We start from the raw sequence: 12,378 nt of genomic DNA on the forward strand, positions 1-12,378 counted from the left end.
GGCGACCATAAGTGCAAGATCGACGGGGTGGGGTCAGCGGGGGGTGGTCGCCGGTCGGTTGAGGAAGAACAGCCGGGCGCGTTTGTTCGGCAGGTCGATCAGTGGGCCGGCCTGGAATCCGGTGCGCAGCAGGCGCTCGGTCATCCGGTCGTTGCGGGCGTCCGGCTCCATCACGACCCGCAGCCGCGTCGGGTCGGCCAGGACGAAGTCGAGGATCGCGCCGAACAGCGCGCCGGTGAAGCCGGGCTCGACCGCGACGGGCGGCCCGATCAGCAGGTGGACGCCGATGTCGCCGGGGCGTACCTCGTAGCACTCGCCGACCGGGTCGGCCGCGGGCTGGTAGGTCTGCGCCAGCGCCGCCGGCACACCGTCGCGGTGCACCAGGTACGCGTGGTGGGTGTCCAGCGAGTCGAGGTACGCGTAGATCTCGTGCACCCGCTCGCGGCTCGCGTCGAGCATCCCCCAGAACCGGGCGCGTTCCTGGGTGACCCAGCCGTGCAGCAGGTCGGCGTCCTCGTCCGGCCGCACCGGCCGGATGGTGACCACCCCGAACCCGGCGACGTCCTGCCGGAAGTGCTGCCCGTCAGTGCTCATCTGGCTCCTCGCTGAGTTGGGTCCAGTCCGTGGTCACCGGCAGCAGGTCGCCAGCCAGCCAGGCGGGGCTCTGGTCGTCGTGGTGCGGGTCGCCGGGCACCCCGCTGGCACCCAGCGGGACGACCCAGCGGCTGTCCTCGCGTCGGGCCAGGTCCCACACGAAACGCGCTGCCGGCCCCCGGAAGCACCAGTGGGTCACCCCGGGCACGCTGGACGTCGCCAGCACGCAGTCGTGGTCGCCGTCCAGCCGGGGGCCGGGCACGGCCGCCGGGTCGGGCAACGCCCGCCACGGCGCCAGCCGGTGCAGGTCCCCCCAGGGCGCCGGCCCGTCCGTCGCGCCCGCGACCTCCTCGGCCGCCGCCCGGACCAGCGCCGCCGCGTCCACGCCGGGCAGCGCGGTGGTGCCGAGCAGGTGCTCCAGCGCGTAACCCACCCGCGGCGTCAGCGCCAGCCAGGGTGCGAACAGCTCGGGGTACGCGGGCGGATCGGCCAGCGCGGCCAGGGCCGGATGGGCGGCGAACCGGCGGACGACGGCGGCCCGCAGCGCGGCGAAATCCGCGGCGTCGGTGCTGTCGGCGCTCATCCGCCGGTCCCAGCGCAGCAGCCGTTCGCGCAGCGCGGCGGCGGCCGGGCCGAGCCCGCTCAGGTCCCGCAGCACAGCCAGCAGCGGGCCGGCCGAGCCCAGGTACGTGTCGGTGTGCACCGTGGCCATCTGGTCGGCCGTCCAGCTCTGCCCGGCGTCGAGCAGTTCGGCGAGCCGGTGCGCCCGGTGCGGTGGGGCGAACTCCACCCCGAGCGGCGCCGCCAACCCGCGCTCGTTGGCCATCACCGCCCGGCCGGTCACCTCGGCGCGGGGCATCGGAGCGTGCCAGCCGCGCCAGGCGTGTGCCGCCTCCCAGGCCGGGACCACCCGTCGGCCGTTGTCCGGATGCCGTACCGGAACGGCACCGGCGACCCGGTGCAGCAGCCCGCCCGCCGTGTCCGCCGCCAGCACCACGTTGACCGGCTCCACCCAGCGCTTCACCGCCCGGTCCACATCGGACACGGTGCGGGCGCGCAGCAGCGCCGGCAGGACGGCGAAGCCCAACTCGGCGCGGACCCGGGGCGGATAGCGCAGGCTGATGCCCGTCGGGTCGTCCGGCCCGCCGACGATCAGCGGACCCCGGTCGGTCTCCACCACCTCGACGCGTACCGGGTCGGCCCCGGCCACCTCGATCGTCTCGACGTGGTGGTGGACCTCCCGCCAGCCGTCCGGGCCGAGCGCCTGCACCCGCGTCCCGTGCCGGCGCAGCCGCTCGGCGTAGAGGTCCTGGTAGTCGGCCATCGCGTTGGTGATCGCCCACGCCACCGTGCCGGTGTGCCCGAAGTGCGCGATGCCCGGCACGCCCGGCACGGCCAGCCCCACCACGTCGTACTCCGGGCAGGCCATCCGGATCTGCTGGTAGACGCCCGGGTCCTCGATGAAGCGGTGCGGGTCGCCGGCGAGCAGCGCGGCGCCCGTGCCGGTGCGCCCGCTGGCGAGCAGCCAGCCGTTGCTGCCGGCGACGGCCGGCCCGTCGGTGGCGAACAGGTCGACGGCGGCCGGGCCGAGCTGGTGTGCGACGTGTTCGCGCCAGAGCTTGCCGGGGAACCCGGCGAACAGGATGTGGTGGCCCAGCCACACCGCGAGCGGCGTCCACGGCTCCCAGCGGCCCGGGGTCAGCCCGGTCGCGGCGAACTCCGGTGTCCGCTCGGCCCCGGCGGCGAGACCGGCGTTGACCCCGTCGACGTACGCGCCCACCCACTCGGCGGTCGCCGCGTCGAGCGCGGCGTGACAGCGGCGGGCGGTGTCGGCGAGCCGGACCTGCCGGGCGAAGCGGTCCCAGCCGAGCGCGTCGACGCCGAGGAACGCGGCGCTGGTGCCCTGCGCCCGGTGCCGTTCCACCTCGAGCTGCCACGCCCGGTCGTACGCGGTCACCCGGCCCTGCGCCGCCGCGAGGGCGAGCGGGTCGTCGGCGCGCAGGTGCGGCACACCCCACCGGTCGCGGAACCGCCCGGCCCGTTCGCTCACGCCAGCTCCGGCACCGTCGAGGCGACCCGGCGGCGGGCGGCGGGGACGACCAGCGGGGTGCCGGTCTCCGGGTCGTCGATCACCCGACAGGGCAGCCCGAACACCTCGCCCACGAGGTCGGCGGTCACCACCGAGGCCGGCTCGCCGGAGGCCACCACCCGTCCGTCGCGCATCGCGATCAGATGGGTGGCGTAGCGGGCCGCGTGGTTCAGGTCGTGCAGCACCGCGACCAGCGTGCGCCCCTGCTCCTCGTGCAGCCGGGCGCAGAGGTCCAGGATCTCGATCTGGTGGGCGATGTCGAGGTACGTGGTCGGCTCGTCGAGCAGCAGCAACGGGGTCTGCTGGGCCAGCGCCATGGCGATCCAGACCCGCTGCCGCTGCCCGCCGGACAGCTCGTCGACGGGCCGGTCGGCGAGGTCGGCGACGCCGGTGGCGCCCATCGACTCCTCGACGATCCGTTCGTCCTCGCGCGACCACTGCCGCAGCAGCCCCTGATGCGGGTAGCGGCCCCGGGCGACCAACTCGGCGACGCTGATGCCGTCCGGCGCGATCGACGACTGCGGCAGCAGACCGAGGGTACGGGCCACCTTCCGGGCCGGCAGGTCGTGGATGTCCCGACCGTCCAGCAGCACCGTGCCGGCACTCGGGCGCAGCATCCGCGACAGGGCGCGCAGCAGCGTCGACTTGCCGCAGGCGTTCGGGCCGATGATCACCGTGAACGACCGGTCGGGCACCGCCACCGTCAGGTCCTCGGCGATGGTGCGCCGGTCGTAGGCGAGAGTCAGCCCGGTGCCACCGAGCCGGGAACTGCCGTGCATGGGTGCTCCTTCGAGGGCGTCGCGGGTGTTCACAGCCGACCCGCCCGGCGTTCGACGGCCAGCAGCCAGACCAGATAGCCGCCGCCGATCACTCCGGTCACCACGCCGACTGGAAGCTGGTGCCCGGTGAACGCGCGCTGGGCCAGCAGGTCGGCGCCGACCATCAGGGCCGCCCCGACCGCCATCGACGGCAGCAGGTTCGGGCCGGGCGCCCGGGTGAGCCGCTTCGCCAGGTGTGGCGCGACAAGCGCCAGGAAGGACACCGGGCCGGCGGCGGCCGCAGCGAACGAGACCAGCAGCACCGCCGCGGCGAGCAGCACCAGACGCAACGCGCGCACGGGCACACCGAGGGCACCGGCCGTGTCGTCACCCAACTCCATCATCCGCAGCGCCGGACCGCAGGCGACGAGCACCAGCGGCGCCACCACGGCGGTGACGGCGAGCAGCGGCCCGGCGTTGGCCCAGCCACGCCCGTCCAGGCTGCCGGTGAGCCAGAGGACCGCGCGGGCGGCGTCCATCAGTGGCGCCCGGGTCAGCAGATAGCCGTTGACCCCGGTGAGGATCGCGGCGACGCCGATGCCGACCAGGATGAGTCGGAAGCCGTGCACGCCGCGTCGCCAGGCGAGCGCGTAGATCAGGAGGCCGGTGCAGAGCCCGCCGACGACCGCCGCGCCCGCCAGGGCCAGGCTGCTGCCACCGAGGACGACCACCACCAGCGCGCCGGTCGACGCGCCCTGGGTGAAGCCGAGCATGTCCGGGCTGCCCAGCGGGTTGCGCACCAGCGACTGGAAGATCGTGCCGGCGAGCGCCAGCGCAGCGCCGACCAGAAGGGCGGTGACCAGCCGGGGCAGCCGCAGCTCGGTCACGATGAACTGCTCCGCCGGGGTGCCGCCGCCGGCCAGGGTGCGCAGCACGTCGGCCGCGCCCATCGGGTAGTCGCCGCTGCCCACGGCCACCAGGCCGAGCCCGGCCGCGAGCAGGGCGGCGCCCGCGCCGACGGCCAGCGCGCGGGGGCGGAACCGCAGGGACAACCCACCGGGGGTACGGATGACTGTCACGCCACCGCTCCGCTTCGCTCCGCCATGGCGCGACGCGCCATGCTGTTGTGCCTGCTGGTTCGCTCGCTACGCTCGCTCACGGGTGCGCCACCCGTGAGCGGGTGACCAGCCAGAGGAACAGCGGGCCGCCCAGCACGGCGGTCACCATGCCGACCTGGAGTTCGCCCGGTCGGCCGAGCACCCGGCCCAGCACGTCGGCGCCGAGCAGCAGCACCGGCGCGAGCACCGCGCAGTACGGCAGGAGCCAGCGCAGGTCGGGCCCGGTCAGGGCGCGGACGAGGTGCGGCACCAGCAGACCGACGAAGACGATCGGGCCGCAGGCCGCGGTCGCCGCGCCGCAGAGCAGGGTGACCGCGACGATCACGGCCGCCCGGATGAGCGCGGGGCGGGCGCCGAGGGCGCGGGCCGCGTCGTCGCCGAGCGCGAGGGCGTTCAGCGGGCGGGCGGCGCCGAGGGCGACCAGCAGGCCGATCAGGATGAACGGCGCCACCCGGCTCACCGTCGCGGCGTCCGCGCTGGCCAGTGAGCCGACCGTCCAGAAACGCAGCCGGTCCAGCGAGGCGGTGTCCAGCATCATGACCGCGCTCACGTACGAGTAGAGGGTGGCGTTCAGCGCCGCGCCGGCCAGCGCGAGGCGGGCCGGGGTGGCACCACGTCCACCGCCGACGGCGTAGACGAGAGCGGTGACCACTGCGGCGCCGGCCAGCGCGAACCAGACGTACCCGCCGATGGCGGTGACGCCCAGGAACGCGGCGGTGGCCACGGCGGCGGACGCGCCCGCGTTGATGCCGAGCAGCCCGGGATCGGCCAGGGGGTTGCGGGTGAGGGCCTGCATCACCGCGCCGGCCACCCCGAGCGCCGCGCCGGCGAGCAGCCCGAGCAGGGTGCGTGGCAGGCGCATCTGGTGCACCACGGCGTACTCGGTGGCGTCGTGGTCCAGCAGCCCGGACCAGACGTCGGCCAGCGGCAGGGACTTGGCGCCGACCGCGATGCTGAGCACCAGGATCACGCCGAGCAGCGCCACGGCGGCGACCAAACCGGCGGCACGCGCGGCCTGGCGGGAGCGCCGCGCCGGCTGTGGCGCGGGGGGTGGTTCCGCCGACCCGAGCACTATTCGTGTTCGGGTGCTGACGGACGGTGTGGCGTCCAGTGTGGGCTCCGAAGGTGTGGCGACACGGCGAACCGCTGTTGACAATGTCCGAGGTTAGGCTAACCTAAGCCCCGCTGTCCGGTCGACCCCGGCCGTCCCTTGATCGAAAGACGACACCATGCCCGAATCTCTGTCCGCCCGTCGCCTGACCCGTCGCGGCCTGCTCGCCGCCGGTGGCGCCGCCACGCTGGCCACCCTCCTCGCCGGCTGCGGCAAGGACGACACTGCGAAGCCCGCCTCCGACAGCGGAAGCGGCCCCTGGTCGTTCACGGACGACCGCAACAAGAAGGTCGAGGCGGCAGCCCGCCCGGCACGCGTGGTGGCCTTCACCGGGGTGGCGGCGGCGCTGGTCGATTTCGGTCTCGACAAGCAGATCGTCGGCGTGTTCGGCGAAACCAAGCGCGCCGACGGCACGGCCGACCCGCAGGCCGGCGACCTGAGCGTCGAGTCGGTGGAAATCCTCGGCAACGTGTGGGGCGAGTTCAGCCTGGAGAAGTACGCGGCCCTGCGCCCCGAGCTGCTCGTCACCCACATGTACGACCCGGACGCCCTCTGGTACGTGCCGGACGAGAGCAAGGACAAGATCCTGCCGCTCGCGCCCAGCGTCGCGATCACCACCGCCCGGGTGCCGATGACCAAGCCCATCGAGCGGTACGCCGCGCTGGCCGAGTCGCTCGGCGCGGACCTGTCCGCCAAGAAGGTCACCGACGCCAAGGCCCGCTTCGACGCCGCCTCCGAGAGCGTCCGGCAGGCCGTCAAGGACAACCCCGGCATCAAGGTGATGGCCTGCTCCGGCAGCCCCGACCTGTTCTACGTCTCCAACCCCAAGGTGAGCACCGACCTGATGTACTTCGCCGAGCTGGGCGTCGACATCGTGGTCCCCACCAAGCTCGAAGCCGGCGACTACTTCGAGGCACTGAGCTGGGAGAACACCGCCAAGTTCCCCGCCGACCTGATCCTGCTGGACAACCGCAGCACCGCGCTGCAGCCCAAGGACCTGGCCGCCAAGCCCACCTGGGGTCAGCTGCCGGCGGTCAAGGCCAACCAGGTGAGCCCGTGGGACGCGGTGCCCCGCTTCTCGTACGCCGGCTCCGCGCCGCTGCTGGAGAACCTGGCCACCGCCATCAAGAACGCCAAGAAGGTCAGCTGACGCCATGAGGGCGCGCACCGCCGTGGCCGCTCCCGGCGATCGGGTGCCGCGGCTCGGCCCGGCGGTGCGCGACAGCCCCAGCGTCTGAGCGGCGATCCAACCGAGAGACAGCACGGCCCCCGGGCGCGACCGCGACGGGGGAGGGTTCTGGCTGCCCACCGCCGAGAACGTGGAGGACATCGCGTGACCGTGCCGACGCACCCTGTCGAGGCCGACCCGCCGCCGCGGGCACCAGTCACACCGCCACCGGTGCCCGCGGCACCAGCCGCCGCGCGGGCGCAGCTGCTGCACGACGGCTCGGTCGAGCAGTACCGACGGGCCATCGCCGACGGCGTCGACCGGGTCGCCCGACGGGTGGCCACCGTGCAGCAGCCCGGCACCGGCATCGCCCCCGCCGAGCTGGCCCCCCTGGTCGACCGGGTCGACCTGGACCGGCCACTGGGTGACGCCGGCGCGGCCCTGGACGAGCTGGAGGACGTCTACCTGCGCGACGCCGTCTGGTTCCACCACCCCCGCTACCTCGCCCACCTCAACTGCCCGGTGGTCATCCCGGCGCTGCTCGGCGAGGCGGTGCTCAGCGCGGTGAACTCCTCCCTGGACACCTGGGACCAGAGCGCGGGCGCCACCCTCATCGAGCGACGACTGATCGACTGGACCGCCGCGCGGGTCGGCCTCGGCGCGCATGCCGACGGCGTGTTCACCAGCGGTGGCAGTCAGTCCAACTTCCAGGCGCTGCTGCTGGCCCGGGAGGAGGCGTGCGCGGCCGTGACCTCGCCGGCCGCCCGTGCCGAGCTGCTGCCCCGGCTGCGCGTGCTCACGTCCGCCGCCGGCCACTTCAGCGTGCAGAAGTCGGCCAAGCTGCTCGGTCTCGCCCCGGACGCGGTGATCGCGGTGCCCACCGACGCGCGACGGCGGATCCGACCCACCGCCGTCCGTGACGAGATCGCCCGGTGCCAGCAGGCCGGGCAGGTGGTGATGGCGGTCGTCGGCACCGCCGGCACCACCGACTTCGGTTCCATCGACCCCCTCGTCGAGCTGGCCGGGATCTGCGCGGCGGCCGGCGTCTGGCTGCACGTGGACGCCGCGTACGGCTGCGGGCTGCTCGTCTCACCGACGCGCCGGCACCTGCTCGACGGCATCGAGCAGGCCGACTCGGTGACCGTCGACTACCACAAGTCGTTCTTCCAGCCGGTCAGCTCCAGCGCGCTGCTGGTCCGCGACCGGCGGATGCTGCGACACGCCACCTACCACGCCGACTACCTCAACCCGGCGCGGATGGTGGAGCAGCAGATCCCCAACCAGGTCGACAAGAGCCTGCAGACCACCCGCCGCTTCGACGCGCTGAAGCTGTGGCTGACGCTGCGGGTGATGGGCCCGGACGCGCTCGGCGCGCTCTTCGACGAGGTGGTCGACCGGGCCGCCGAGGCCTGGCAACTGGTCAGCGAGGATCCCCGTTTCGAGGTGGTGACCCGCTCCGAGTTGAGCACGGTGGTCTTCCGCTACCTGCCCACCGGGCCGGGCCGCGAGTTCGCCGACGCGGCCAACCTGCACGCCCGGGAGGCGCTGGCCGCGTCCGGCGCCGCGCTGGTCGCCGGGACCCGGGTCGACGGCCGCCACTTCCTGAAGTTCACCCTGCTCAACCCGGCCACCACCGTCGCGGACGTGGGCCACGTGCTCGAACTGATCGCCGGCCACGCCGGCCGGTACGTGCAGGAGCGCACCGCCGCCGACCTGACCTGCCACGTCGGCTGACGCCGTGACCACGAAACCGCGCCGGGAGGCCCGGACGATGTCCACCCATGATTTCATCGCCATCGGGCTCGGCCCGTACAACCTGGGCCTGGCCTGTCTCACCGCGCCGATCGACGAGCTGGACGGGGTGTTCCTGGAGGCCCGGCCCAGCCTGGCCTGGCATCCGGGCATGCTGCTGGAGTCGGCCCGGTTGCAGACCCCGTTCATCGCCGACCTGGTCAGCCTCGCCGACCCCACGTCGCCGTACTCCTTCCTCAACTACCTCAAGGAGATCGGCCGGCTCTACCCGTTCTACATCCGGGAGAGCTTCTACCCGCTGCGCAGCGAGTACGACGCGTACTGCCGGTGGGCGGCGGCCAAGCTGCCGAACCTGCGCTTCGGCCAGTCGGTGACCACAGTGGAGTACGACCCTGCCGACGAGCGGTACGTCGTGCGGGCCGACACCGGCGCGGGGGAGAGCGTCGAGTACCGCGCCCGGCACCTGGTGCTCGGCACCGGCACCCCACCGCACCTGCCCGCCGCTGTGGACGGGCTGCCCGGCGACGCGGTGCACAACTCGCGCTACCTGGAGCACCGAGACGTGTTGCGCACCAAGCGCAGCATCACGGTGGTGGGCAGCGGGCAGAGCGCCGCTGAGATCTACCACGACCTGCTCGGCGACCTCGACCGGTACGGCTACCAGCTCAACTGGGTCACCCGCTCGCCGCGGTTCTTTCCCCTGGAATACACCAAGCTGACGTTGGAGATGACGTCACCGGACTACGTGGACTACTTCCACGCGCTGCCCGAGCAGACCCGCTACCGGCTGGAGGCCGAGCAGAAGGGCCTGTTCAAGGGCATCAACGCCGACCTGATCAACGACATCTTCGACCTGCTCTACGCGCACAGCGTCGACGGGCCGGTGAACACCCGGCTGCTGACCAACACCGAGCTGGTCAGTGCCGAGCACCACGATGGCGCGTACACGCTGGGGTTGCGGCACGTGGAGCAGGAGCGGGCCTTCACCCTGCGCACCGAGGGGTTGGTGTTGGCCACCGGCTACCACTACCGGGTGCCGGAGTTCCTCGCCCCGGTGCGCGAGAGGATCCGCTGGGACGCGCACGGCCGGTTCGACGTGGCCCGCAACTACAGCATCGACCACACCGGGCGGGGGATCTTCCTGCAGAACGCGGGCACCCACACGCACAGCATCACCTCGCCCGACCTGGGCATGGGCCCGTACCGCAACTCCTGGATCATCCGTGAGCTGCTCGGCCGGGAGCACTACCCGGTCGAGAAGAGCATCACCTTCCAGGAGTTCGGCGCACCCGCCGGGGTGTCGTCGTGAGCGTCGTCTTCCAGCGCGCCGACGAGCGGCTCGGCGAGTTCGCGCTGCGTACCCTCGACCCGGCCGCCGACGCCGCGCTGCTGCACACCTGGGTGACCCATCCGAAGGCGGCGTTCTGGCTGATGCAGGACGCCGACGAGGCCGCGGTGGTCGAGGAGTACCGGCGGATCGCCGAGCATCCGCACCACGACGCGTACCTCGGCCTGTGGCGGGGGAGCCCCGCCTTCCTGGCCGAGCGGTACGACCCGGCCCACGTCGAACTGGTCGGCCTCTACGACAACCAGCCCGGCGACGTGGGCATGCACTTCCTCTGCGCGCCGGTCGGCACACCCGTGCACGGCTTCACCCGGGCGGTCATCACCACCGTCATGGCCTGGCTGTTCGCCGATCCGGCGACGCGGCGGGTGGTGGTCGAGCCGGACGTGCGCAACACCGCCGTGCACGCGCTGAACGCCGCCGTCGGCTTCGAGGTCGTCGGCCCGGTCGCGAAGCCCGAGAAGGAAGCGCTGCTCAGCGTCTGCACCCGAGCCCAGTTCCAGGCCGCCGTCACCACCGTCGAAGGAGCCCAGGCGTGACCGCCACCGCCGTCCCCACCCCGACGACCACGTCCGACCCGGTCGGGCATCTCACCCCGCGGCGCTGGGCGCGGGCCAACCGGCTGCTGGTCCGCAAGGCGCTCGCGGAGTTCACCCACGAACGGCTGATCACGCCCGCGCCGGTGCCCGGCGAGGACGACCGGCAGTGGTACGAGGTCGGCAGCGACGACGGCACGGTCACCTACCGGTTCGCGGCCCGCCTGCTCGCCCTGGAGCACTGGCAGATCGACGTGGACAGCATCACCCGGCGGCGCGACGGCACCCCGCTGCCGCCGGACGCGGTGGACCTGATCGTCGAGCTGCGCGGCACCCTCGGACTCTCCGCGCGGGTGCTGCCGGTCTACCTGGAGGAGATCACCTCCACGCTGGCCGGCACCGCGTACAAGCTGGCCCAGGCCGGGCCGAGCGCCGCCGAGTTGGCCGGGGCGGACTTCCAGACCATCGAGACGTCGATGACCGAGGGGCATCCCTGCTTCGTGGCCAACAACGGCCGGCTCGGCTTCGGCGCCGACGAATACCACAGGTACGCCCCGGAGACCGCCTCCCCGGTACGGCTGGAGTGGCTGGCCGCGCACCGGGACCACTCGGCGTTCAGCAGTGCCGCCGACCTCGACTACGACACGCTGATCGAGGGGGAGCTGGACCCGGAGACCCGAGCCCGGTTCGCGGCCACGATGGCCGGTCTCGGCCTGGACCTCGCCGACTACCACCTGATCCCGGCGCACCCGTGGCAGTGGTGGAACAAACTGGCGGTCACCTTCGCCGGTGAACTGGCGCAGCGCCGGCTGGTGCACCTCGGCCCCGGGCCGGACGCGTACCTCGCCCAGCAGTCCATCCGGACCTTCTTCAACGTCACCGAGCCGAGCCGGCACTATGTCAAGACGGCGCTGTCGGTGCTGAACATGGGCTTCATGCGCGGGCTGTCCGCCGCGTACATGGCCGCCACCCCGGCGATCAACGACTGGCTGGCCGACCTCATCGCGAACGACGAGGTGCTGGCCGGCACCGGCCTGACCGTCATCCGGGAACGGGCCGCGGTGGGTTACCGGCACCGACAGTACGAGGCGGCCACCGAGCGCACCTCCCCGTACCGCAAGATGTTGGCCGCCCTGTGGCGGGAGAGCCCGCTGCCCGGCCTCGAGCCGGGGCAGCGACTGTCCACGATGGCCGCGCTGCTGCACGTCGACAGTGACGGCGGCTCGCTGGCGGCGGAGCTGATCGCCCGGTCGCCGCTGGCGCCCGAGGTGTGGCTGCGTCGCTACCTGGACGCCTACCTGACCCCGCTGCTGCACAGCTTCTACGCCCACGACCTGGCCTTCATGCCGCACGGCGAGAACGTCATCCTGGTCCTCGACGAGCAGTCCACCGTCGAACGGGTGATCTTCAAGGACATCGCCGAGGAGATCGCGGTGATGAGCGCCGACGTCGAGTTGCCGGAGGCGGTGGAGCGGATTCGGATCGAGGTGCCCGACGACACGAAGTTGCTGACCATCGTCACCGACGTGGTCGACTGCTTCCTGCGCCACCTGAACGCGGTGCTGGTCGAGGCCGGCGTGCTCGCCGAGGACGACTTCTGGCGTACGGTCGCGGGCTGCGCGTCCGACTACTTCGACCGGGTGCCGCACCTGGCCGAGCGGATCCGCCACTACGACCTGTTCGCACCGGAGTTCACGCTGTCCTGCCTCAACCGGCTGCAACTGCGCGACAATCAGCAGATGATCGATCTGGCCGACCCGTCGGCCGCGCTCCAGTTCGTCGGCACCCTGACCAACCCGCTGGCCGCCCACGCTCCACGCCGCTGACGCCGCCTGGGCCGCCGGTGTTATCGATAACACCGGCGGCACCAGCGCATCAGGACCGGTAACAGTGCTGATCAACGGCCG

10 protein-coding genes are annotated in these 12,378 nt (G+C 73.0%); 5 read left to right on the plus strand and 5 right to left on the minus strand.

Annotation, left to right across the window (positions count from 1 at the left end):
* Nucleotides 1–33 precede the first annotated feature (33 nt).
* From ABZ780_RS03735 to ABZ780_RS03755, 5 genes are all read right to left on the minus strand, one after another.
* Nucleotides 34–594: a GNAT family N-acetyltransferase gene (locus ABZ780_RS03735; protein ID WP_357483859.1), complete on the minus strand. Its 561-nt coding sequence runs from the start codon at nucleotides 592–594 to the stop codon at nucleotides 34–36.
* Nucleotides 584–2,644 carry a penicillin acylase family protein gene (locus ABZ780_RS03740; RefSeq protein ID WP_357483862.1) on the minus strand — a complete coding sequence of 687 codons (2,061 nt, stop codon included), beginning with the start codon at nucleotides 2,642–2,644 and terminating at the stop codon, nucleotides 584–586. Before ABZ780_RS03740 ends, ABZ780_RS03735 begins: the two co-directional genes overlap by 11 nt.
* Nucleotides 2,641–3,462 (minus strand): ABC transporter ATP-binding protein, encoded by an 822-nt coding sequence (locus tag ABZ780_RS03745; RefSeq protein ID WP_357483865.1) that lies wholly within the window; start codon nucleotides 3,460–3,462, stop codon nucleotides 2,641–2,643. The genes ABZ780_RS03740 and ABZ780_RS03745 overlap by 4 nt, the downstream gene beginning before the upstream one ends.
* Nucleotides 3,463–3,491: 29 nt before the next feature.
* On the minus strand, nucleotides 3,492–4,520 hold the full coding sequence (locus tag ABZ780_RS03750; protein ID WP_357000281.1) for an iron chelate uptake ABC transporter family permease subunit: 1,029 nt from the start codon (nucleotides 4,518–4,520) through the stop codon (nucleotides 3,492–3,494).
* A 76-nt stretch (nucleotides 4,521–4,596) separates the two neighbouring features.
* Nucleotides 4,597–5,634 (minus strand): iron chelate uptake ABC transporter family permease subunit, encoded by a 1,038-nt coding sequence (locus ABZ780_RS03755; protein WP_357484077.1) that lies wholly within the window; start codon nucleotides 5,632–5,634, stop codon nucleotides 4,597–4,599.
* A 154-nt stretch (nucleotides 5,635–5,788) separates the two neighbouring features.
* Here ABZ780_RS03755 and ABZ780_RS03760 point away from each other — a divergent pair, with 154 nt between their 5' ends.
* The 5 genes from ABZ780_RS03760 to ABZ780_RS03780 all read left to right on the plus strand — a co-directional run bounded on the left by ABZ780_RS03760 (nucleotide 5,789) and on the right by ABZ780_RS03780 (nucleotide 12,297).
* Nucleotides 5,789–6,820, plus strand: a complete 1,032-nt coding sequence (locus ABZ780_RS03760) for an ABC transporter substrate-binding protein (protein WP_357000284.1) — start codon at nucleotides 5,789–5,791, stop codon at nucleotides 6,818–6,820.
* 249 nt (nucleotides 6,821–7,069) lie between these two features.
* Nucleotides 7,070–8,572, plus strand: coding sequence for an aspartate aminotransferase family protein (locus ABZ780_RS03765; RefSeq protein ID WP_357483868.1), 1,503 nt, complete (start codon nucleotides 7,070–7,072; stop codon nucleotides 8,570–8,572).
* A gap of 37 nt (nucleotides 8,573–8,609) precedes the next feature.
* On the plus strand, nucleotides 8,610–9,899 hold the full coding sequence (locus tag ABZ780_RS03770) for a lysine N(6)-hydroxylase/L-ornithine N(5)-oxygenase family protein (protein ID WP_357484080.1): 1,290 nt from the start codon (nucleotides 8,610–8,612) through the stop codon (nucleotides 9,897–9,899).
* Nucleotides 9,896–10,474 (plus strand): GNAT family N-acetyltransferase, encoded by a 579-nt coding sequence (locus ABZ780_RS03775; protein ID WP_357483870.1) that lies wholly within the window; start codon nucleotides 9,896–9,898, stop codon nucleotides 10,472–10,474. The genes ABZ780_RS03770 and ABZ780_RS03775 overlap by 4 nt, the downstream gene beginning before the upstream one ends.
* Nucleotides 10,471–12,297, plus strand: a complete 1,827-nt coding sequence (locus ABZ780_RS03780) for an IucA/IucC family siderophore biosynthesis protein (protein WP_357483873.1) — start codon at nucleotides 10,471–10,473, stop codon at nucleotides 12,295–12,297. The genes ABZ780_RS03775 and ABZ780_RS03780 overlap by 4 nt, the downstream gene beginning before the upstream one ends.
* The last annotated feature ends 81 nt before the right edge of the window (nucleotides 12,298–12,378 follow it).

The organism is Micromonospora sp. NPDC047467 (assembly GCF_040643095.1).
GTDB lineage: Bacteria > Actinomycetota > Actinomycetes > Mycobacteriales > Micromonosporaceae > Micromonospora.

Excerpts from the sequence above, each read along its gene's own strand:
- ABZ780_RS03735 (WP_357483859.1), bottom strand. The coding sequence starts at position 594 with ATGAGCACTGACGGGCAGCACTTCCGGCAGGACGTCGCCGGGTTCGGG.
- ABZ780_RS03760 (WP_357000284.1), top strand. The coding sequence starts at position 5,789 with ATGCCCGAATCTCTGTCCGCCCGTCGCCTGACCCGTCGCGGCCTGCTC.
- ABZ780_RS03745 (WP_357483865.1), bottom strand. The coding sequence starts at position 3,462 with ATGCACGGCAGTTCCCGGCTCGGTGGCACCGGGCTGACTCTCGCCTAC.
- ABZ780_RS03770 (WP_357484080.1), top strand. The coding sequence starts at position 8,610 with ATGTCCACCCATGATTTCATCGCCATCGGGCTCGGCCCGTACAACCTG.